General features: G+C 66.7%; 18 protein-coding genes and 1 pseudogene. 9 read left to right on the plus strand and 10 right to left on the minus strand.

Annotated elements, in window-relative coordinates:
* Positions 1 to 84: 84 nt before the first annotated feature.
* Positions 85 to 1,815 (plus strand): IS1634 family transposase, encoded by a 1,731-nt coding sequence (locus VGK32_17180; GenBank protein ID HEY3383502.1) that lies wholly within the window; start codon positions 85 to 87, stop codon positions 1,813 to 1,815.
* A gap of 374 nt (positions 1,816 to 2,189) precedes the next feature.
* Positions 2,190 to 2,381, plus strand: coding sequence for a hypothetical protein (locus VGK32_17185; protein HEY3383503.1), 192 nt, complete (start codon positions 2,190 to 2,192; stop codon positions 2,379 to 2,381).
* Between the two features lie 547 nt (positions 2,382 to 2,928).
* Here VGK32_17185 and VGK32_17190 read toward each other — a convergent pair.
* The 3 genes from VGK32_17190 to merR all read right to left on the minus strand — a co-directional run bounded on the left by VGK32_17190 (position 2,929) and on the right by merR (position 6,249).
* Positions 2,929 to 3,627 carry a VTT domain-containing protein gene (locus VGK32_17190; protein HEY3383504.1) on the minus strand — a complete coding sequence of 233 codons (699 nt, stop codon included), beginning with the start codon at positions 3,625 to 3,627 and terminating at the stop codon, positions 2,929 to 2,931.
* On the minus strand, positions 3,624 to 5,192 hold the full coding sequence (locus tag VGK32_17195; protein HEY3383505.1) for a mercuric reductase: 1,569 nt from the start codon (positions 5,190 to 5,192) through the stop codon (positions 3,624 to 3,626). Before VGK32_17195 ends, VGK32_17190 begins: the two co-directional genes overlap by 4 nt.
* A gap of 649 nt (positions 5,193 to 5,841) precedes the next feature.
* Positions 5,842 to 6,249 (minus strand): Hg(II)-responsive transcriptional regulator, encoded by a 408-nt coding sequence (merR, locus tag VGK32_17200; GenBank protein ID HEY3383506.1) that lies wholly within the window; start codon positions 6,247 to 6,249, stop codon positions 5,842 to 5,844.
* Between the two features lie 71 nt (positions 6,250 to 6,320).
* Here merR and merT point away from each other — a divergent pair, with 71 nt between their 5' ends.
* The 3 genes and pseudogenes from merT to merA all read left to right on the plus strand — a co-directional run bounded on the left by merT (position 6,321) and on the right by merA (position 8,327).
* Complete coding sequence (gene merT, locus VGK32_17205; GenBank protein ID HEY3383507.1) at positions 6,321 to 6,671, plus strand: mercuric ion transporter MerT; 351 nt, start codon at positions 6,321 to 6,323, stop codon at positions 6,669 to 6,671.
* Positions 6,672 to 6,705: 34 nt separating this feature from the next.
* Positions 6,706 to 6,990, plus strand: coding sequence for a mercury resistance system periplasmic binding protein MerP (gene merP, locus VGK32_17210; protein HEY3383508.1), 285 nt, complete (start codon positions 6,706 to 6,708; stop codon positions 6,988 to 6,990).
* 4 nt (positions 6,991 to 6,994) lie between these two features.
* Positions 6,995 to 8,327 (plus strand): annotated as a pseudogene (gene merA / locus VGK32_17215) (mercury(II) reductase).
* 75 nt (positions 8,328 to 8,402) lie between these two features.
* On the opposite strand, the gene VGK32_17220 reads toward merA, so the two are convergent.
* Both VGK32_17220 and VGK32_17225 read right to left on the minus strand, forming a co-directional pair.
* Positions 8,403 to 8,750, minus strand: coding sequence for a redoxin domain-containing protein (locus tag VGK32_17220; protein ID HEY3383509.1), 348 nt, complete (start codon positions 8,748 to 8,750; stop codon positions 8,403 to 8,405).
* 3 nt (positions 8,751 to 8,753) lie between these two features.
* Positions 8,754 to 9,002 carry a hypothetical protein gene (locus VGK32_17225; GenBank protein HEY3383510.1) on the minus strand — a complete coding sequence of 83 codons (249 nt, stop codon included), beginning with the start codon at positions 9,000 to 9,002 and terminating at the stop codon, positions 8,754 to 8,756.
* 204 nt (positions 9,003 to 9,206) lie between these two features.
* Here VGK32_17225 and VGK32_17230 point away from each other — a divergent pair, with 204 nt between their 5' ends.
* Together VGK32_17230 and VGK32_17235 are read left to right on the plus strand one after the other, a co-directional pair.
* Positions 9,207 to 11,867, plus strand: coding sequence for a hypothetical protein (locus VGK32_17230; protein ID HEY3383511.1), 2,661 nt, complete (start codon positions 9,207 to 9,209; stop codon positions 11,865 to 11,867).
* 25 nt (positions 11,868 to 11,892) lie between these two features.
* Positions 11,893 to 13,320: a hypothetical protein gene (locus VGK32_17235; GenBank protein ID HEY3383512.1), complete on the plus strand. Its 1,428-nt coding sequence runs from the start codon at positions 11,893 to 11,895 to the stop codon at positions 13,318 to 13,320.
* A 22-nt stretch (positions 13,321 to 13,342) separates the two neighbouring features.
* Here VGK32_17235 and VGK32_17240 read toward each other — a convergent pair whose 3' ends face one another.
* The 5 genes from VGK32_17240 to VGK32_17260 form a co-directional block, all read right to left on the minus strand.
* A complete protein-coding gene (locus tag VGK32_17240; GenBank protein HEY3383513.1) occupies positions 13,343 to 13,960 on the minus strand; it encodes a CDP-alcohol phosphatidyltransferase family protein in 618 nt (205 codons plus the stop codon).
* A 107-nt stretch (positions 13,961 to 14,067) separates the two neighbouring features.
* Positions 14,068 to 14,331, minus strand: coding sequence for a zf-HC2 domain-containing protein (locus VGK32_17245; protein ID HEY3383514.1), 264 nt, complete (start codon positions 14,329 to 14,331; stop codon positions 14,068 to 14,070).
* Positions 14,332 to 14,338: 7 nt separating this feature from the next.
* Positions 14,339 to 14,971: a sigma-70 family RNA polymerase sigma factor gene (locus VGK32_17250; GenBank protein ID HEY3383515.1), complete on the minus strand. Its 633-nt coding sequence runs from the start codon at positions 14,969 to 14,971 to the stop codon at positions 14,339 to 14,341.
* A gap of 220 nt (positions 14,972 to 15,191) precedes the next feature.
* Positions 15,192 to 15,878, minus strand: coding sequence for a hypothetical protein (locus VGK32_17255; protein HEY3383516.1), 687 nt, complete (start codon positions 15,876 to 15,878; stop codon positions 15,192 to 15,194).
* 78 nt (positions 15,879 to 15,956) lie between these two features.
* Positions 15,957 to 16,433 (minus strand): DUF302 domain-containing protein, encoded by a 477-nt coding sequence (locus VGK32_17260; GenBank protein ID HEY3383517.1) that lies wholly within the window; start codon positions 16,431 to 16,433, stop codon positions 15,957 to 15,959.
* 244 nt (positions 16,434 to 16,677) lie between these two features.
* On the opposite strand from VGK32_17260, the gene VGK32_17265 reads away from it, so the two are divergent.
* Both VGK32_17265 and VGK32_17270 read left to right on the plus strand, forming a co-directional pair.
* Entirely contained in the window at positions 16,678 to 17,529 is an 852-nt protein-coding gene (locus VGK32_17265) for a DUF547 domain-containing protein (GenBank protein ID HEY3383518.1), read from the plus strand.
* 59 nt (positions 17,530 to 17,588) lie between these two features.
* Positions 17,589 to 20,393, plus strand: coding sequence for a TonB-dependent receptor (locus tag VGK32_17270; protein ID HEY3383519.1), 2,805 nt, complete (start codon positions 17,589 to 17,591; stop codon positions 20,391 to 20,393).
* Positions 20,394 to 20,550: the final 157 nt, after the last annotated feature.

A 20,550-nucleotide genomic window follows, 5' to 3' on the forward strand; every position in this document is an offset into this window, starting at 1 on the left:
AGGAAGAGTGACTGGTTTATCCGGGTAATATGTAGTCACTAAAGACCGCTTGACAAAACGGCTGGGCTGGCACATATTGTCTGCATGCCGAGGCGAAGTGGCGCCGTCCATGTCGTCACGACCACGCGCGAGTACAACGGCAAGACCTACCAGACTCATTTGTTGCGCCGCAGCTTTCGGGAAGGGGCACGCGTCCGCAACGAAACCGTCGGCAACCTCTCGCATCTGCCCGGCCACGTCATCGAGCTGATCAAACGGGCGCTCCATGAGGAGCCGGTGTTTGCGGCCAGCGAGCTGGAGATCGTCCACTCCGTCAGCCACGGCGATGTCGAGGCGGTCCTCACGGCGATGAAGCGAGTGGATCTCGCGGGCCTGCTGGGGAGCAAACGCGGCCCTGAACGCGACCTCGTGCTCGCGATGATCGCGGCCCGCATCCTGGCGCCGCACACCAAGCTCGCGACCACACGCTGGTGGCACGCGCGCACCCTCGCCGAGGACCTGGGCGTGCAAGAGGCGACGGAAGACCATCTCTACGCGGCGATGGATTGGCTGCTGGCACGGCAATCAGCGATCGAGACGAAGCTAGCCGGGCGCCACCTCTCGGCCGGCGGCCTCGTGCTCTATGACTTGACCTCGAGCTACATGGAGGGCACGACGTGTCCGCTCGCGCACTACGGCCATAATCGTGACGGTAAGCGCGACAAACTGCAGGTCAACTACGGGCTGGTCACCGACGGACGCGGGTGCCCGGTGGCCGTCTCCGTTTTCGATGGCAACGTCGCGGACACGAAGACCCTGGCCCCCCAAGTCACGCGTCTGCGCGAGAGCTTCGGCATTCGTGAGGTCGTCCTGGTCGGCGACCGCGGGATGATTTCGGATCGGGCCATCACCGACTTTCGGGAGCACGATGGCTTGGCGTGGATCACGGCGCTCAAGACCGGGCAGATCCGCACGCTGCTCGAGGGCGGCCACCTGCAACTCGGGCTCTTTGATGAGCGGAATCTCTTCGAGCTCCGTCACCCGGACCACCGAGACGAACGCCTCGTCGCGTGTCGGAATCCCGAACTCGCGAAACTGCGCGCGCACAAACGGCAGGAACTCCTCGAGGCGACGGAACGCGAACTAACCAAGGTGCAACGGGCCGTCAATGCGGGGCGCCTGCACGGGCGGGATCAGATCGGCCTTCGTGCAGGCCGTGTCATCAACAAATACAAAGTCGCCAAGCACTTTACCCTGACCATCGAGGATCGGCGCTTCACGTTTGCCCGCCGTCAGGCGCGTATCGAGGTCGAGGCGTCGCTGGACGGGATCTATCTCATTCGCACGAATGTCCCGGCGAGCCGGATGAGGGCGGAGGACGCCGTCCGCAACTACAAAGCGCTCAGTCAGGTCGAACGGGCCTTTCGCACGCTGAAGACGATCGACCTCCACGTCCGGCCCGTCCATCACCGCACGGCGGACCGCGTGCGCAGTCACATCCTGCTGTGCATGCTCGCGTACTACGTCGAGTGGCACATGCGTGACGCTTGGCGGCCGTTGCTGTTTGCGGATGAAGACCAGGTCGCGAAAGTCTTTCGCGACCCCGTCGCCCCCGCCCGCCGCTCCGCGGAGGCCGACCAGAAAGCCGCGACCCATCTCACGACGGAGGGCCGGCCCGTCCACAGCTTCCGCACACTGCTCGACAGTCTCACGACCATCGTCCGGAACCGGTGTCGCGCGCGAGGCCAAGCCGATAACGCCACTTTCACGGTAACGACGACCCCGACGCCCGAGCAGCGTCACGCGCTCACGCTCTTGAAGGAAATCGCCGTGTAGTCAGAATCCTCTCCACCGAAAGTCCGTATCCTTCTGTCATCACGGCGGATCCAACTCATAAGTCAGTGGAACTTCGGGTTAACCTGGCGAGCGGAATCCTGCTGACGCCGGCCGACCCTCTTGGTTCCAGAACGGCCGGGCTATGCGGGTTCGCGCCCGGGTCAGTTGGCGTCTCAGGAATCACATGTTTCATGGAACGCTGCGCGCCGACCGATGGCACCACGCGAATCCGTTCGGTTTCTGTGAGCCCCCGCATCCAGGATCAAGGGGCATTTCTGAGACGCGTGCCGGCCAGGCGACTCCCAAGACAGTCATTGAATCCTGTCGGCGGCGCCTGGCTGCGTATGACGCCGTCGCCGGTCAGAGGCAGGACCATGAACAAGAACAAACGCGCGCGCCTCGAGGCCCGCGGGTGGCGCGTGGGGAACGCCGCCCAGTTCCTCGAACTGAGCGCGGAAGAAGCAGCGCTCGTGGAGACCAAGCTGCTGCTGAGCGCCCTCTTCACCCTCGGCGCGACGCCCCGCGACGTGGCGTCGGCGATCCGAAAGGCACGCCCGGCGGCGTGACAACCGTTGCCAAAATGTCTCCATTCGACTCACCCGCGGTTCACTCACGGAAGCCCGCGGATTCTCTCGTGGCGGGCCGTCCGGCCTGCCGCGCGAGGGAGAATACCCTGACCCCGAGCGCGACCGAGTCGGAGGGCATAACGCCAGCGGTCTGATCGAGCGGTCGAATCGCGATGTCCAACGCGGGCGGATCGAGGTGCGCGTCGCGCCGGGTCATGCGCAGCTCCAGCCGGGCCGATGTTCGCCCTGCTGTTGTTCGCTCAGTCGGCGGCGCTGGACCAGCAGAACCTAGTGCACCGTCGAATCTTCACGTCGGGAATCCGCCGCCTTCTGCCGCGCGCGCATGTCCTGCTCCCAGGACACTGGATCCAAGCCTCACGTCGCGTGTGTGGGGCGGGTCAGTCCGTCCAGCACCTCGCGCAGGCCGCGCAGGAACGCCACGAGTCGGAGCCTCGTCGTCATGTGAGTCAGCATACTCTCAGCCGCCGTGCGCGGCGCGTCTTCTCGATCGATCCCGATTGCCAGGGACGCCCGACGAGCCTCGAGTTCACACCTCGTCGCCAGGCGGGAGCCTGCCAGCCAGCGCACGCTTGGCGATCCTCGCGGAGACAAGGGCCGCTGCGAGGGTTGCCACGAATCCGGCGACGTAGAACCACGCGCGGAGCGGCGTCTGCGGCGTCGACGATGTCGAGAGTTGCGCGACCGTGGTGACCAGCGACCCGAGGTAGACATACAGCCACCCGCCGGGTATCTCTCCAAGCACGGTCGCCACCACGAATCTGCGCAGCGAGAGTCCCGACAGGCTGAGCGCGTAGTTGAGCACGTTGAACGGGACCAGCGGCGAGAGCCGGAGCAGGAGCACCAGCGTGAACGCGTCGCGGTCGACGGCCTCGTCGAGCGCCCGCGTGCGCGGCGACTTCGCCATTTTGCGGCGAACCCAGTCCCGCAGGATCGTTCGACCCAGCAGAAACGAACAGGTTGCGCCAAGGAGCGAGGCCGGCACGACGACGAGCAGCCCGTAGATGGGACCGTAGACAAAGCCCGCCAGCATGGTCAGCACCGAGCCAGGAAGCAGCGCGACGGCACTCACGGCATAGACGGCCACGAAGAGCAGGACGCCCCACGCGCCCGACTCGCGGATGAGCGAGACCAGCTGGACCGTCCAATGAGCGAGTGGCAGAAGCCTGGCGCCAGCGACCAGCGCCGCCAGCACCGCGGCTGCGCCGAGCAGTTTCGAGCGGCTCACAACCCGCTTCCCCCTCTGGTCCAGCGGAAGTACCGAGCCAGCCACCGGGCCGCTCTCGGCGTGACGGCCGAACGGCGGTACCGGTCGCCAACCATGCGGAACGCCTCCGCTTCGGTCGGGTATGGATGAACCGTGGCCGAGAACTGACCGAGCGAGCCTCCGTGAGTTACCGCATAGCTCGCTTCGCCAATCATCTCGCCGGCGTGCGCCGAGACGATGGTACAGCCGAGGATCCGCCCCTTCTCGTGGTGCACACGGACGAACCCGTCCGTGTCGTCGTCGAGCACGGCACGATCCACATCGTTCAGCGCGACGGTGATCGTCTCGACGGTGCGCCCTGCCTCCCTCGCCTGCGTCTCGTACAGCCCGACGTGGGCAATCTCAGGTTCGGTGTAGGTGGCCCACGGGATGACGAGCGCGCTGGCCTTTCGCCGTCCGTAGAAGAGCGCGTTCTGAATGACGATGCGGGCCATCGCGTCGGCCGCGTGCGTGAATTTGAACCGGGAGCACACGTCGCCGGCGGCGAAGATCCGGGAGTTGCTCGTTCGGAGATGGTCGTCCACGGTGACACCGCGCCTCGTGAACTCGACGCCGGCGGCCTCGAGACCGAGCGTATCGACATTCGGCGCGCGTCCTGCGGCCACGAGGACCCGGTCGCCCGCCACCTCCAGCCTTTCGGTCGAACCGTCTCCTCTTGTCCGCTCAGCGTGGATCACCACCTCGGATCCGCGCGCCTCGACACGCGTCAGATTGATGCCCAATTCGAGCTGAATGCCCTCGGCCACGAACCGGCGCTGAACGACTGCGGCGGCATCGGCATCCTCACGCGCCAAGAGCTGGGGCGAACTTTCGAAAATGGTCACCCGGCTGCCAAAGCGTGAGAACGCCTGTGCCATCTCGCTTCCAATGGGGCCGCCGCCGATGACGAGGAGGCGCGCCGGCAGGTCGGTCAGCCAGAAGAGCGTTTCGTTCGTGAGGTAGCCGATGTCGCCCAGGCCAGGAATCGGAGGGGCTGTCGCGCGCCCGCCGGTGGCAATCACGGCTCGGTTGAAGCGCAGGGTGCGACCATCGACTTCGATCGTTCGACGGCTGGAGAACCGGCCCTCGCCGAGGAACACGTCCACGCCCGCCTTCGCCAGCCGGTGCGCCGAGTCGTGCGGGCTGATTCCCGCCCGCAGCCGGCGCATGCGGGACATGACGGCCCCGAAATCGACATCGACCGGAACGGTTCGCACGCCCAATGCCCCGGCCCTTCGAATCTCGGCCACCGCCCGCGCGGACCGCAACAACGCCTTCGACGGCACACATCCGCTGTTCAGGCAGTCGCCGCCGAGCAGCGCCTTCTCGACCAGCGCCACGCGGGCACCCAGGCCTGCCGCACCCGCCGCGCTCACGAGGCCGGCCGTGCCGCCCCCGATCACAACCAGGTCGTACACCCCGCCGCCAACCGGATTGGTCCACCCGGAAGGATGCACCCGGGCGAGCAGTTCCTGGTTGGCCTCGTCCAGCGGTTCCACGAGCGGGTGATCGGCGGGGCGGTCCAGGAGTTCTGACATTGATGTCATAGGCGCTCAGTCTTCCAGGTCAGCCGGACGTTACGCCCTGCACACCGGGATCTCGGACGAAGGCCGGCCCCCCCGCTGCCTTTCGCTGCACCGTAACGAACTGGCAATCCGTCGGACAGTGCAGCACGCGAGAATGACCGGCGAGCCTCGATCCCGTGACCCGACTCGACCACAGAGAGGTGACCGATGCACTCGATTCCCGGACTCTCGCCCGAGGCAGAATCGATCCCGTGGCTCACGACGGAGCAGATGGTGGAGGTCGACCGGGCCATGGTCGAGGACTTCCGGGTCCTCCTCCTGCAGATGATGGAGCATGCCGGACGGCATCTCGCACATCTCGCGCGGGAGCGCTTCCTCTCGGGCGATGCCCGTGGCCGCGAGGTCGTGGTACTAGCCGGTCCCGGAGGCAACGGTGGAGGCGCGCTGGTCTGCGCGAGGAGGTTGGCTGCGTGGGGAGCCAGGGTCGTCGTTGCGGTGACCGCCGACGACGAGCGGTTTGCCGAGGTGCCTCGCCATCAACTGGACTCTACCTCGCCGACATCGGGGTGCCTCCGCAGTTCTACCGGAGGCCACCGTTGGGCCTCGACGTCCCCGGCATGTTTGCCGAAGCGGACTTGGTCCGCGTCTGGTAGCGACGCTCAGATCGCCCTCAATGCCTACGCAGTGCCGCGATCAACGGGCAGGTGACGGTTCCCCGGCCTGCCCGACAGCTCGTGACCAGGCGCGCCAGTGCCGACTCCATCCGCCGCAAGTCGCGCAGTTTCGCGCGCACGTTCCCGAGCTTCTGCTCGGCCATCGTGCGGGCCTCGTCGCAGTGTGTCCCGTCTTCCAGCCTCAGCAGCCCTGCGATTTCGTCGAGACTGAACCCGAGGCGCTGCGCGGCCTTCACGAACATGACGCGTTCGACATCACGTTCCCCGTAGCGCCGCATCTGGCCGTACGGTCGGGGCGGTTCGTTCAGGAGACCCCTGCGTTGGTAGAAGCGAATCGTCTCGACATGAACGCCGGCCGCAGCCGCCACGGCGCCGATCGACAGACGGTCCGCCTGTGTGGTCATGCGCTTGACTCCGTACTTGAGTACGGACTCAAGATTAGTCCATATCGGCATCCCGTGAAAGGAGCCTGTCAATGTCGCAGACCGAGGGGGGACGGAGCGCGCTGGTTGTGGGCGGCCTCGCCGCCATTCTGGCATCAACCTGCTGTCTCGGACCGCTCGTGCTACTGGTGCTGGGCGTCAGCGGCGTATGGATCGGGAACCTGACGGCGCTGGAGCCGTACCGTCCCCTTTTCCTTGGCGGGGCCGTCGTCGCCCTGGTCGTCGCGTACCGAAAGATCTTCCGGTCGGCCGTCGCCTGTCGGGTTGGCGAGGAGTGTGCGGTTCCGCAGGTGCGGACCACCTACAAGGCCCTGTTCTGGGCCGTCGTCGTCCTGCTGGTCATCGCGGCCGGCTTTCCACTCGTTGTCCCGTACCTCTACTGATGTCCCTCTACCTCACACCATGAAGGAGACCCCCATGAAGCAAGTACTCGTCGCCGCCGTCGCCGCCATGTTGTTTGCAAGTCCAGTCTGGGCCGCATCCAGGACCGTCACGTTGGCCGTCTCGAACATGACCTGCGCGGCCTGCCCGATCACCGTGAAGAAGGCGCTCACCAAGGTTGACGGCGTGAGCAAGGCCACGGTCGATCTCGACAAGAAGGAGGCCGTGGTAACGTTCGACGATGCCAGGACCAGCGTGGCAGCGTTGATCAAGGCCACGACCGATGCCGGGTACCCGTCGCAGGTGAAGGAGAGGAAGTAGCGCCATGGTCACCCGACACGCCCTCGAGCCTCCGACCCGCGTGGCGGTCATCGGAAGCGGCGGTGGGGCCATGGCGGCGGCGCTGAAGGCCTCGGAACGCGGCGCACATCGCCCACCTCCGTCGCGAAAGCCCGTTCGATGCGGGGCTGTCCGCAACGCCTGCGGTCGTCAACCGGCCACGCCTGCTTGCGCAACAGCAGGGCCGGGTCGAGGAACTCCGTCACGCCAAGTACGAAGGCATTCTCGCCTCGACCCCGGGCGTCACGGTCGTGCGTGGCGAGGCGCGATTCAAGGACGGCCGAACGCTCGCTGTGAACCTGGACGGCGGAGGCGAGCGTCCGGTTCCGTTCGATCGTTGCGTGATTGCCACCGGGGCCGGCTCCTCCATTCCGCCGATTCCTGGCCTGAGCGACACGCCCTACTGGACATCGACCGAGGCCCTCGCGAGCGATGACGTCCCGCCGAGGCTCGCCGTCATCGGTTCATCCGCCGTCGCCGTGGAGCTCGCGCAGGCGTTCGCCCGACTGGGCAGCCAGGTCACGATTCTGGCCCGCCACACGCTGCTGTTTCGCGAGGCTCCAGCCATTGGTGAGGCCGTGACGGACGCATTTCGCGCCGAGGGAATCGAGGTGTTGTCCGGGACGCAGGCCTTGCACGTGTCGTTCGCAACCGATGGGTTCATGCTGGTCACCAATCGCGGCGAAGTGCGGGCGGACAGGCTGCTGGTGGCGGTGGGCCGCACGCCCAACACACACGACATGCGCCTGGAGGACGTGGGCGTCACACTCGATGCGAGCGGCGCCGTCGTCGTCGATGATCACCTGCGCACCAGCGTGCCCGACATCTATGCCGTTGGCGACTGCACCAACCAGCCTCAGTTCGTGTACGTGGCCGCCGCCGCAGGCACCACGGCCGCCGTCAATATGACCGGCGGAGACGCCACACTCGACCTGACCACGATGCCGGCCGTGGTCTTCTGCGACCCGCAGGTGGCGACAGTCGGTCTGTCCGAGGCGGAGGCGCGCCGGGCGCACATCGAGACCGACAGCCGGACTCTCCCACTCGACAGCGTGCCTCGGGCGCTCGTCAACTTCGACACGCGCGGGTTCATCAAGTTGGTGACCGAGGCGGGCACCGGCCGCCTGCTCGGCGTGCAGGCGGTCGCGCCGGAGGCCGGTGAACTGATTCAGACGGCGGCGTTGGCGATCCGCTCAGGGATGACCGTGCAGGAACTGGCCGGCCAGCTGTTTCCGTACCTGACGATGGTCGAAGGCCTGAAGCTGGCGGCGCAGACGTTCACCAAGGACGTCGGCCGACTTTCCTGTTGCGCGGGCTGACGGCCAGCGGCGCGCCTCAGACGCTGAGCCTGGGATCCAATTCCACGCCCAATCCGTCGGCCATTCGATGACCCGCTATTTCAGGCCGTGCAACACCGCCAGGACGTCCGGCGCCGAACTCCGGTCGCCGTGCGAGTGGCTGATCTTCACGAACCGCACGACCCCGTGACGGTCGACGACGATCGTGGACGGGTAGGCGGTCTCGTTCGGGGCGTCCCATCGCAGGCCGTAGAGATTGACGACCTTCAGGTCGGGATCGGTGACGAAGTGGAAGTTCTCAGGCAGCGTCTTTCCGGTGATGAACTCCGTGGCGTACTGTTGAACGGACGCGGCAGCCCCCGGGTAGATCAAAATGACGCTCGCCCCGGCCGCCTCGAGGGCCTCTGCCTGCCCGACGAACCCGCCAACCTGGCGGGTACAGATCGGTCACTGATAGCCGACCCATCCCCGGAGCATGATGATCACGACCGGGCCCTGCATTGTCAGCGCTGACAGCGTGATCGGCTTGCCGTCGATGCCCGGCAGCGAGAAGTCGCGCGCCGCGTCGCCGACAGCCGGCGTCGACGTCGGTGCAGCGGCCGGGTCGGCCGCCCCGGTCGGCGAAACCCACACGAGCGCGGCGAGTAGCAGCGTGCAGAGCGCCCGGTGGCGATACTTGGCGTCAATCATGCTCATCCTGCGAAGCTCCCTCGTCGATCATAGTCTCCCCAGCCCGGCTGGCGTTACAGGCCTTTCGGCACCCTGATCAGCCGGGCATGGCTCGGAGTGGCGCCTGTCCCCCGACGCCGAGGGGTCGAGATGATGTAACGGAATCGAGGCCCAATGGACCGTGACAACACGCGCTCTCTGTCAAGCTGTCGGAGATTGTCGGGACATGAGATGACCGCAGAACACGCGAGGCTCGAAGCCGACCAACAACGCCGACACCACTGGAAGAGGTGGGGACCGTACCTGAGCGAGCGCGCCTGGGGCACCGTTCGCGAGGACTACAGCGCGGCAGCGACTCCCTGGGACTACCTACCGCACGACCACGCGCGTTCCCGGGCCTATCGGTGGAACGAGGATGGCCTGGCGGGGATCTCCGACCGCCATCAACGAATCTGTTTCTCGCTGGCTGTCTGGAACGAGCGCGATCCCTTCCTGAAGGAACGCCTGTTCGGGCTCACCGGCAGCCAGGGCAACCACGGCGAGGACGTCAAGGAATGCTATTTCTACCTGGACAGCACGCCGACGCACTCGTTCATGACGTTCCTCTACAAGTACCCGCAAGCCGAATTCCCATACGGCAGGCTCGTCGAGGAGAACGGCAGGCGCGGACGCGAGGCGCCGGAGTTCGAGTTGCTCGACACGGGCATCTTCGATGAGGACCGCTACTTCGACGTGACGGCCGAGTACGCCAAGGGCGGCCCGGACGACCTGCTCGTCGAGATCACGGCGATCAATCGTGGTCCCGATCCGGCGCCGATTCACCTCCTGCCGACGGTGTGGTTCCGCAACACGTGGGCGTGGGGCCATGACGTCACCAAGCCGGCGTTGCGGGCGAACCCGGGCGAGTCGTATGCCACCATCGAACTCGACGAGCCCTACTACGGCCGCCGCTGGCTGTTCTGCGAAGGTTCGGCGGGACTGCTCGTCACCGAGAACGAAACCAATGTCGCCAGGCTGTTCGGCGCCGCCGGTCCGCGCCATGCGAAGGACGGGATCAACGATGCCGTGGTCCACGGGCGGACCGACGCGGTCAATCCGGCACTCGAAGGGACCAAGGCGGCCGCGCACTACCGGCTGGTGGTCGAGCCCGGCGGACAGGCGCGGCTGCGCGTCCGGCTGACGGACCAGCCAGCCGCGGCATGGGTTGGAGGCCCGTTCGACGTGGAGTTCGACCGCGTGTTTGCGGCGCGCCGTGCAGAAGCGGACGAGTTCTACGCTTCGGTCATTCCCGCGGGCCAGTCCGAAGACGGACGACGCGTCATGAGGCAGGCGTTCGCGGGCCTTCTCTGGTCGAAGCAGTTCTACCACTACGTGGTGAAGGACTGGCTCGAGGGCGATCCGGGACAGCCACCGCCGCCGCCCGAGCGCCGGAACGGCCGCAACCACGAATGGCCGCACCTGTTCAACGCCGACGTGATCTCGATGCCGGACAAGTGGGAGTACCCGTGGTACGCGGCCTGGGACCTCGCGTTTCACGCGGTGCCGCTGGCGCTGGTCGACTCGGATTTCGCCAAGGACCAGTTGGTGCTGATGCTGCGCGAGTGGTACATGCATCCGAATGGCCAACTGCCGGCCTGCGAGTGGGCGCTCGGCGACGTCAACCCACCGGTCCACGCGTGGGCGGCGTGGCGCGTGTACACGATTGAGAAGCAGCGCCGCGGCACCGGCGACCGCGTGTTCCTGGAGCGGGTGTTCCAGAAGCTGCTGCTGAACTTCACCTGGTGGGTGAACCGCAAGGACGCCGAGGGTCATAACCTGTTCCAGGGAGGCTTCCTCGGACTCGACAACATCGGTGTCTTCGATCGAAGTGCGGACGTACCGACGGGCGCCCACATCGAGCAGTCCGACGGCACCAGTTGGATGGCCATGTTCTCCCTCAACATGCTGGCCATCGCCTTGGAACTCGCCGACGGCAATCCCGCCTACGAAGACATGGCAAGCAAGTTCTGGGAGCACTTCCTTTACATCGCCCACGCGATGAGCCGTCGGGGCGGCCACGAAGGCCTCAACCTATGGGACGAGGAGGACGGCTTCTTCTACGACGTCCTCCACATGGCCAGCGGCGATCACCAGCCTCTCAAGGTCAGGTCGATGGTCGGTCTCATCCCGCTGTTCGCGGCCGAAACCCTCGATCACGCGAGGCTCCAGCGATTGCCGGCGTTTCGGCGCCGGATGCAGTGGTTCCTGGACAACCGGCCGGACCTGACCGACGGCGTCATCTGCGAGCAGGCGCCCGGTGGCGGGGAGCGCTACCTGCTGTCGGCCGTCGATCCCGGGCGGCTTCGCCGCGTGCTGCGGATCATGCTCGATGAGCAGGAGTTCCTCTCTCCGCACGGAATCCGGGCGCTGTCGCGCATTCACCGCGAGCATCCGTATGTCCTCCAGCTCGATGGGCGGCAGCATCGAGTGAGCTACGAACCAGGCGAGTCGACGACGGGGCTCTTTGGTGGCAACTCGAACTGGCGCGGCCCGATCTGGTTCCCCGTCAACGTCCTGCTGATCGGGGCACTGCAGAAGTTCCACGACTACCTCGGCGACGGGTTCACGGTCGAATGTCCGACCGGCTCCGGGACGACGCTGACACTCCGGGACGTCTCCGCCGAGCTGTCGCATCGGCTATCCGGGATCTTCCTCCGGAACGCAAACGGCTTGCGCCCGGTCTACGGAGGGCTCGATCGGATGCAGCACGATCCGCATTGGCGCGACCTGATCATGTTCCACGAGTACTTTCACGGAGACACCGGTGCCGGGCTCGGAGCCGGGCACCAGACCGGATGGACGGCACTCGTCGCGGAACTGCTCCAACAGACCCCAGGCGCGAAGGGCGCATGAGCGCCGGGACCGGAGGCGTCCGCTGATGATGGCCGATGTGATCGGATTCGTGGCCGTGTTCGGAGTCCTGGCGTGGACGGGAAGCCGCCGCGCGCGGGGAGACAACGAGTTCCTCGTCGCAGACCGGTCGTTGGGCCTCTTCCCGCTGGTCGCCACCCTCGTGATGACGGAATTCAACACGAGCACGCTGCTGGCCTTCAGCGCGGCAGGCTACCGGGCTGGTCCGATGGCGATAGCCCTTCCGTTCGTCTTCCTCGTCGGTCTCCTGTTCTACACGGTGACCGTCGCGAAGGCGTGGAAGCGATTCGACCGGTTGTCAGTGGCGGAGCTGTTTGTCGTGCGGTATTCCCCGGCGCTGGGGCGATTGGTGTCGGCCATGCTGCTCCTGGCGATGACCGGGTTCAGCGCGACCTACGTCAAGTCGCTCACGCTCCTGGCGCAACCGTTGCTGCCGGGCGTCTCCTTCGGGCTCCTGAGCGCAGCGCTGACGGCGGTCGTGCTCGTGGTCATACTCCCCGGCGGCCTGGTGTCGGTGGTCCGGAGTGACATCGTCAGCTTCGTGATTACGCTGGTCGTTCTGCCGGTCCTGCTTCTGGTTGGTGTCACCGCCAGTGCCCGGCTCGGGGGCCTGGCCGCCGTCTTTCCGAGGGATCAACTCGCGTTCAACCCGTTCACCCAGTGGAACCATCCGGCGCTGCCGTTCCGGTTCGTCAGCACGCTCATGGTGCTCACCTGTTTCACGTACATTGCGGCTCCCTGGTACGGTCAGAAGATCTTCGCCGCACGAAACGAGCGGACGGCGTTCGCCGCAGTGGCGTGGGCAGCCAGCCTCGTGTTCCTTCTGTACGGCGTGATGGTCCTGGCGGCCGCGCACTTCCGCGTGGTCTCGCCAAACCTTGCTGACCCACAGGCGGCGGTGCCGGCATTGGTCGCCGCGTGGCTGCCGGCGGGCATTCGCGGCGTGGGTTTTGCGATGCTGTTCGCTGCGGCGCTCACGACACTCTCGGGTGTCTGGACCGCGATGGCCGCCATGGTCGCCGCGGACTTCGGCTGGCGCGAGGGGCGGCACGTCGGCCAGCAGCGGGGGATCATCGTGGGGTTCGCGCTGGCGAGCTGGCTGGGTGGCGTGTTTCTCGTGGACGACATCCTCAACCGTCTCATCCTGGCGAACATCCCGGTCGCGGCGCTCGCGTTCGCACTGCTCGCCGGTTTCCACTGGCCGCGCGCCAACGCGGCCGGGGCCTGGGCCAGCGTCGTCGTGGGCTTCGTCTGGGGCGTCGGGTCGTTTCTCGTGGTTGGCGAATCCGGGGGCTACACCTGGCCGTGGGCGATGTACGGGATCCCGCTCATCTTCGCGACCGGCGTGATCGTATCGCTGGCCACGCCCGCGGACCCCGCGCAAAGCGCCGCCGTCATCCCCACCGCTGGCGGATCGACCGCGGTGCACGTGTAGGGGGCCGGCCGGTGCCGCACGCTCACGGTCCGGGGTTCTCACGTAGCAGACGTTGTGCCAGCCACGTGCGCTGGACGACCGTGAGCATGACGATGCAGAACCAGGCCCAGGCCAGCCACACGAGCCACTGCGGAAGCACGACCCAGAGCGCGTACATGATGGATGTCTCACCGGCCTCGGCGAGACTGGTCGTGAATTGAAACGTCCGGTTTGTTTCGCTGGCTCGGCGCCCGGCAGTGGTGGCGGCGCCCGATAGCGCCAGGGTGGTCGTGATGGCGAGGACGTAGCCCGCCAGGATTGCCGACCACACCACGCCGAGGTCCGGGTTTGCAATGGCAAACCCCACGACCATGGCCGAGTAGGCCGCCATGTCGAGAGTGATATCGAGGTAGCCTCCGAAGGCGCTGACAGAACCTGTCTCTCGAGCCACGATGCCGTCGAGGCCGTCGGCGAGTCGGCTCGACAGCCAGACGATGACTCCCGCCAGCGGATGCGCCGACGCGACGAGGCCGGCCGCGGCGACGGCGACGACGCATGCCCCGAAGGAGATGGCGTTCGGCGTCACTCCCGCTCGCACGAGCAGGCGAACGAGGTGGCTCACCGTTCGCGGCAGCACCGCCCGGACGCGTTCATCGAGCATCCATCCCTCCCGGGCTTCTGGCTTCGCAATGAGTCCGTCGGTCCACCCGAGACGTCGGCCGGGGTGAGCCAAGTCTGGCCACTCGGCCCGTCTGCCGCGCTCCAGGACTACTGCTGATGGTCCGAGGGACGGTTGGGCCGCTCCGCCTTCCATTGCCGGAAGACCTGGTGAAGCGATTCAGGCGTCTGAACGGGCGCGTCACCTCCCGAGAGCTGATGCAGCACGCGGGACGTGAGCGCGAGTTGCTGGTAATACCGACGGCACATCCAGCACATCGCGAGGTGCAGGCGCACCTGCAGCCGCGTGGTCCAGGGCAGGCCGCGCTCCGCATACTCCGTGGCCAGCGACGTTACTTCCCGGCAGCTCAACATGTCGCCCTCAGGCCCGATGGCCCAGCACCCCGTCAAGGGCCTTCCGCAGGCGCGTTCGCGCCCGGTGCAGAAGCACCCGCTGATTGGTCTCGCTGATCTGCAGAATGTTACAGACCTCGGCGGCGTCCAGTCCCTCGAGGTCCCGGAGGATGACGACGGTCCGCTGGGCCGGCGGCAAGGCGGTCAGGGCGCCTTGAAGTTGATCGACGGCCTCCCGACGAAGCACGATCGCTTCCGGTGTGTCGACCTGCCACGGCGCCGGCGGCTCACCCCAGCTCCCCGTCGGCGTAAACGGCAATTCCTCGGTCGGGTCTCGCCCCTCGTCCCCCGCTGGCGTCAGGTCCGCGAATGGAACGACCCGCCCCTCGCGCGTCGCCCGTGATCGCGCCCGGTTCGCCAGGATGTGGAAGATCCAGGTCTTCAGCGACGAACGCCCCTCGAAAGCCGTCAATCCCTTCAGCACGGCCAGCCAGGTCTCCTGCACAACCTCTTCCGCCACGTCGGGCTTCGAGATGAATCCCCTGGCGACGCGCATCATGGCGCCGTGATGCTGCCGCACGAGGATGTCGAATGCGGGCTCGTCGCCGTCCAGCAACCGCCTGACGAGATCGTTCTCGGCGGACGCCGCTTGGTCGCCCATGGAGCCGGGATCTCGGGTCGCGGCAGCAGTATCTCCCGGGAGACCGTCGGCTGCGGTTGGTCGCGTTTGTTGACCGGCTGGTGAGGTGGCCATGTCGATCGATCTGCGTGACCGGCCTGAATCTGCGCCAGTCTACACCAGACGCCGGTCGGCTGACTCTCGTCATGGCGGGTACGACATGCGGGGCGCGCTTCCGTTGCGGACGACCCAACCAGCGGTTCTACGCACGGAGCACCGTTCCACGGTTCGGCGCGGAGAGGATCGGACTCCGCCCCTCGCCAAGGAACGCCCGAGCCATGAGGGCGGTGAGCGCGAGCCCGAACGCGGCATGCGCTGTCAGCACCGTGGCCGCGAAGTGCCAGCCGAACTCACGTCCAAACGGGCCGACGCCGAGCGCGAGCACGACGGGGCTCGCGAGAAAGCCGAGGCCCACGGTGATGCTGTAAGGAACCGCCCACCACGGGGACCGGCGCCCAGCCAGGAGCGCGTAGATGATCCCGAAGCTGGCGCCGTTCCAGAAGTGATAGGCGAAGCCCGCGAGGTTCGACGCCGTCGAAGGGCCCAGAGCGAACCGATCGAGCAACAACACCCCCATCAACTGGGGAAGATTGCCGGGCATGAACCCGAGCCTGAAGCCCGGGTATCGCACGGCTTCGAGTGCGAAGGTCGCCAGCGCGCCTGACAGCGCACCGCGCGCCAGGAGCCCGGCCTGGACGGACGACCCTCGCCACGCCAGGACACCCCACGCCGCGACCAGCGCCGCCGCGGCGGGCAGGATGAGGGCGAGCGAGAGCGCATGGAGGGAACCGTATCCCAGCTGTGACAGCGGGAACGCGGTAGGGCCGACCGCGGCGATCCCGGCCAGCACGAGTCTCAGAACGAGCGGTTTGTAGACCTCGCGACTCATATCAGCCTCCGGAGCGGGGAGCGTCAGGCTCCCCGCTGTGTTCGTCGCACGGGTGTCCCTTCTCGCAACGGCCCGGACCTACTGCGCGGCCATCGTGGCCAGGCCTTCCAGCTTCTTGTCGAGCATGTCCGCCACCATCGCCACCTTGTCGTTCTTGTACTGTCCGAGCAGCGACGAAGGCTTGTCGTACTCCACGAATGTCCGCCCGTTCGCATCGGCGAACACGAACACCCTCAGCGGGATATACAGGCCGGCAGCGTGCTCCTGCTCGAAGATCTGCTTGCCGACCGTCGGGTTGCCGACGAGAAAGAGCGTGGCCTTGAGGCTCAGGCCCGTCATGGAGAGCATCTTTCCCTGGTCGACTTCGGCCATCACCATCATGCCGTTCCTGGCGACGAGAGACTTCAACGCTTCGACGACCTGCTCGAACGACTTGCCGGACGACACCGACACGCGGGTTCCGGCGAAGCTGTTGTCGGCCGCCCGCACCGCGGGGGCCTGTGCACCGATTGCGAAGACGACGAAGGCGGCAACGGCGGCGTTCTTGAGTGACATGTTCGTATCTCCTGCTCGTTCCACGAGCTGGCGGCATGGGGTCATTCCCAGCGGGAGCGGTCCGGCTGCTGATCGAGTTCGGCCGGGCCGTTGCTCTCCACTCTGCACGCTCGCCATGGAGTCTCGCGGGTTCGACGAGCGTTACACGGGCCACCGACTTCGGGGCCGCGTTGCCGGCGAGACCACACCCCGCCGCCCGCAGAGCGCGCGTAACGTTTCGGGTCGCGTGCGGACTGATGTGGACATGAGGTTCAGACGTCACACGTCGAGGCGATGGCCGGCCGTGGCGGGCCTTCTGGCGGTCGCGACCGCACTGGTGTCGTGGTCGCAACCGGGGATCGCCGCGGAACCGTTCGATCACGAGTACACGGGTTACGGACGGCTCCTGGCGGCCTACGTGCGGGACGGCAGGGTCGACTATCGATCCCTCGCGGCGGAGCGGGCAGCACTGTCCGCGGTCGCGCGCGCGTTCGGAGAGGTCGCACCAGACAGCGAGAAGGCGTGGACGCTGGATCAGCGCCTGGCCTTCTGGATCAACACCTACAACTTCTTCACGCTTCGCGCCGTCCTCGACCACTATCCCATCCGGGGTGGCTGGCTGAGCCTGTACCCGCGCAACAGCATCCGCCAGATTGACGGCGTGTGGTCCAAGTTGACGTGGCGGGTCGCCGGACGCGATCTGACTCTGGACGACATCGAGCACCGCATCCTGCGTCCCGTCTACAGGGAGCCGCGGATTCACTTCGCGATCAACTGCGCATCGCTAGGCTGCCCGCCGTTGCGGTCGAGTGCCTATCTCGCCGCCCAACTGGAGGCCCAACTGGACGAGGCGGCACGGACGTATCTCGGAAGTCCGCAAGGCGCCGCCGTGGAGCACTCGACGCTCGCTGTAACCTCGATTCTGAAATGGTACGGAGCGGACTTCGTGGACCGGTTCGCCCGGCTGGGTCCGGCGGGACGCGACGCCAAGGAGTCCGCCATCGTCGCCGTCATCACGACGTACGGACCGGCGCGGGCATCGGCGCTGGCTCGGACTCCAGGCGTGAAGATTCGGTTCCTGGACTATGACTGGTCGCTCAACGACGTGGCCCGATGAGTCAGCCGCCACGAATCGTGACCGACTGACATTGCGATTTGAAAGCTGGGAGAGTCCCGATGAGACGAGCGCGTTGGATCGTCGTATTGTCGCTTGGAAGCCTGCTGGCGTTGCCACCAGCGCCCGCGATGGCGCAGGGCTCCGCCTCGGTGGAGGGGGTGGTCCGGGACACGAGCGGCGCCGTGGTCCCCGGCGTGTCGGTGACCGTCCGCAACGTGCGAACGGACCAAGCCCGAGCCACCACGACCGATGCCGCCGGATCGTTCACGGTGCTCGGGTTGCCGCCCGCCGAGTTCTATGAACTCCAGGCTGCAATCGCAGGGTTTCGGCCATCCCGTCAACTCGTGCAGTCGCTGGCAGCCGGCGAACGTCGGGTCACGGACCTCCGGCTCGAGCCCGCCGGGGTCACCGCGTCGGTGAATGTGACGCCGGACGCGGCCATCGCCCGCACGACCACGCCCGAACTGGGCGGGTCGCTGACGCAGGCCCGGATCGAGCAGGTGCCGACGAACGGGCGCGACCTGGTCAGCCTCGCCTATCTGGTGCCGGGCGCAGCGCCGGCGCGGGGGTTCTACAACCTCGCGCCCCGGCTCACGATCAACGGATCCTCGTCGCTCGTCACCAACTACGCGGTCGACGGGTTCGACAACACCGATCTGTTCCTGGGCGGGCCGAAAGTTCCGGTGACGGTCGCTTCGACCCAGAATCTCGCAATTCTCGTGAACTCGTACTCGACCGAGTACGGCCGCACAGGCAACGGCGTGTTCGCCGTGACGACCAAGAGCGGCGCCAACCTGACCAGCGGCGACGCGTTCCTCACGGTGCGGCCCGGGAACGTCCTCGACGCCCCCAACTACTTCGCACCACGAGGCAGCGACAAACAGGTGCTTCCGGACAGTTTCCGGCGAACCCAGGCAGGGGGCACGCTGGGCGGCCGGGTCGTCACCGATCGCACGTTCTTCTTCGTCAACGCAGAGGTCACGCGAGAAGAGCAGGATGCGATCCTGACGTCGCCGTTGTCTGCGGGCCTCGCCCCGACCAGCTTCCACAACCTGGAGGCGATGACCAAGCTGGACCAGCGGTGGAACGAGCGCCAATCCACCTCGGTCAGGTACCTGTTCAGCGACTACACCCACGATCAGGACGCCGGGTTCATCGGCGGCCTCACGCTACCGTCGGCAGGCTTGCAGGTGAACTACCGGAACCAGTACGCGGCCTTGACCCACCGCTCGATCGTGGGCCGTCAGAGCCTCAACGAGCTCGGGCTCCAGGTCGGCCAACTCCGTGCAAACTGGCGGTCGCTGGATCCCGGTCCGAGGGCCATCGTCACCGACCGTGGCGCGACGCTCGCCGTGATCGGAGCCGTCAGCAACGACTTCTTCTGGACCGAGAGCGATCTCCAGGTCCGCGACGTATTCAGCCACGTCGCCGGGCGCCACAGCCTCGAGGCCGGTGCAGATCTGCTGCGGGGCGCCTTCGACATCCGGTCGGGCCCCGGTGCGCGCGGTGCCTACGTCGTCGACTTGGCAGGTCGAACGGTCGTGCCCTCGGGGCCGTTCCTGTCGGTATCCGATGTGCCGCGCGACGTCATGGTGTTGTCGTATTCGCAGTCGTTCGTGAACCCGGAGGTGATACGAACGCAGACACTGGTCGGGGCGTTCGTCGAAGACTCGATCCGCGCGGCGGCTGACTTGACGCTCACGCTTGGCGCGCGGTGGGACTACGACTCGGTGACCAATACGCCCGTCGGGCGGCCCGACCTCAACAACGTGGCGCCCCGAACGGGGTTCAGCTGGACGCCCGGGGGCAGCCAGCGCCACCAGGTTCGCGGCGGGTTCGGGATCTTCTACGAGCGGATTCCGTTTGCTGTCTACTCCGACACGGTCTTCAACAGTCCGGCTGCGGGCGCGATCGATGTGACGTTCGCGCCGGGAACGCCGTTCGCTCCGCCGCGGTTTCCGGCGACGCTTCCGCCCGGCGCGCTGTCGAACATCCCGGTCAGCCAGTTGCCGCCCCGCAATGTGCAGGTGTTCGACCCCAACCTGAAGAGTCCGTGGAACGCGCAGTTCTCGATCGGGTACGTCGTGACGCTCGCCTGGGACGCGGCGTTGTCGGTCGACTACGTGCACAACAGTGGCCACAACCTGATCCGCCGCATCGACATCAATGCGCCGACGTCGCCGCCCGGTGGTGCGATCCGAACGGTGGCCGAGGCCGACGCGACACGGCCGGTCGCGCCCGCGCCGGGCGGATTCCGACTGATCGAGCAGGATCAGTCGTCGGGACGAAGCCGATTCGACGGCGTGTACATCAACCTGCGCAAGCGATACTCGCACGGAATCGCGCTCGACCTCGCGTACACCCTCTCGCGGACCCTGAACAACACCGACGACATCAACTTCCGTCCGGTGGATAGCCGTCGTCCCGACGCCGAGTGGGGGGCGAGCCTGAACGACCGGCGACACGTGCTCGCGCTCAACGCGATCGTCCGCCTCCCGCTGCGTATCGATCTCGCCCCCGTCCTGTTCGTGTCGAGCGGCCAGCCTCTCAATCCGCTCACCGGCGTGGACAACAACGGCGACACGATCTTCAACGACCGGCCCGCCGGTGCGCGTCGGAACACCCTGAGAACGTCGGGCTTCCGTCAACTCGACCTCGGCATCGTTCGGGAATTCCACACGACCCGCGGCGCGATTGAACTGCGCGCGGACGTGTTCAACGTCCTGAACACGGTCAATTTCTCCGGCTTCTTCAACTTCGGCGCGAGCGGCGTTCGGCCCGACGAGACTGGCACCCTGGCCTACCAGCCGACCGTGGCGGGTCCGGCGCGCCAGTTTCAGTTTCAGGCCCGATACCGGTTCTGATGTCGCGGCCCACGGCTGACGCTGGCCACCGATGGAATGTCTCCACGACTCCGGTAGAATAGAGAGGGCGCGGGGCCACTGCCGGGAACGACAGTGACCCCGGAACTGGTGGAACCCAAGGCCGTTGTTGCCAGAAGGCGCGCGTCATCCATAACTC

This window comes from Vicinamibacterales bacterium, assembly GCA_036504215.1.
GTDB lineage: Bacteria > Acidobacteriota > Vicinamibacteria > Vicinamibacterales > Fen-181 > FEN-299.

What these genes read in the sequence shown, in the direction of transcription:
- VGK32_17195 (HEY3383505.1), bottom strand. Translation starts at nt 5,192, where the DNA reads ATGACATCAATGTCAGAACTCCTGGACCGCCCCGCCGATCACCCGCTC.
- VGK32_17255 (HEY3383516.1), bottom strand. Translation starts at nt 15,878, where the DNA reads ATGAGTCGCGAGGTCTACAAACCGCTCGTTCTGAGACTCGTGCTGGCC.
- VGK32_17260 (HEY3383517.1), bottom strand. Translation starts at nt 16,433, where the DNA reads ATGTCACTCAAGAACGCCGCCGTTGCCGCCTTCGTCGTCTTCGCAATC.
- merT (HEY3383507.1), top strand. Translation starts at nt 6,321, where the DNA reads ATGTCGCAGACCGAGGGGGGACGGAGCGCGCTGGTTGTGGGCGGCCTC.
- VGK32_17240 (HEY3383513.1), bottom strand. Translation starts at nt 13,960, where the DNA reads ATGCTCGATGAACGCGTCCGGGCGGTGCTGCCGCGAACGGTGAGCCAC.
- VGK32_17185 (HEY3383503.1), top strand. Translation starts at nt 2,190, where the DNA reads ATGAACAAGAACAAACGCGCGCGCCTCGAGGCCCGCGGGTGGCGCGTG.
- VGK32_17235 (HEY3383512.1), top strand. Translation starts at nt 11,893, where the DNA reads ATGATGGCCGATGTGATCGGATTCGTGGCCGTGTTCGGAGTCCTGGCG.
- VGK32_17180 (HEY3383502.1), top strand. Translation starts at nt 85, where the DNA reads ATGCCGAGGCGAAGTGGCGCCGTCCATGTCGTCACGACCACGCGCGAG.
- VGK32_17230 (HEY3383511.1), top strand. Translation starts at nt 9,207, where the DNA reads ATGACCGCAGAACACGCGAGGCTCGAAGCCGACCAACAACGCCGACAC.
- merP (HEY3383508.1), top strand. Translation starts at nt 6,706, where the DNA reads ATGAAGCAAGTACTCGTCGCCGCCGTCGCCGCCATGTTGTTTGCAAGT.
- VGK32_17225 (HEY3383510.1), bottom strand. Translation starts at nt 9,002, where the DNA reads ATGAGCATGATTGACGCCAAGTATCGCCACCGGGCGCTCTGCACGCTG.
- VGK32_17250 (HEY3383515.1), bottom strand. Translation starts at nt 14,971, where the DNA reads ATGGGCGACCAAGCGGCGTCCGCCGAGAACGATCTCGTCAGGCGGTTG.
- VGK32_17265 (HEY3383518.1), top strand. Translation starts at nt 16,678, where the DNA reads ATGAGGTTCAGACGTCACACGTCGAGGCGATGGCCGGCCGTGGCGGGC.
- VGK32_17245 (HEY3383514.1), bottom strand. Translation starts at nt 14,331, where the DNA reads ATGTTGAGCTGCCGGGAAGTAACGTCGCTGGCCACGGAGTATGCGGAG.
- VGK32_17270 (HEY3383519.1), top strand. Translation starts at nt 17,589, where the DNA reads ATGAGACGAGCGCGTTGGATCGTCGTATTGTCGCTTGGAAGCCTGCTG.
- merR (HEY3383506.1), bottom strand. Translation starts at nt 6,249, where the DNA reads ATGACCACACAGGCGGACCGTCTGTCGATCGGCGCCGTGGCGGCTGCG.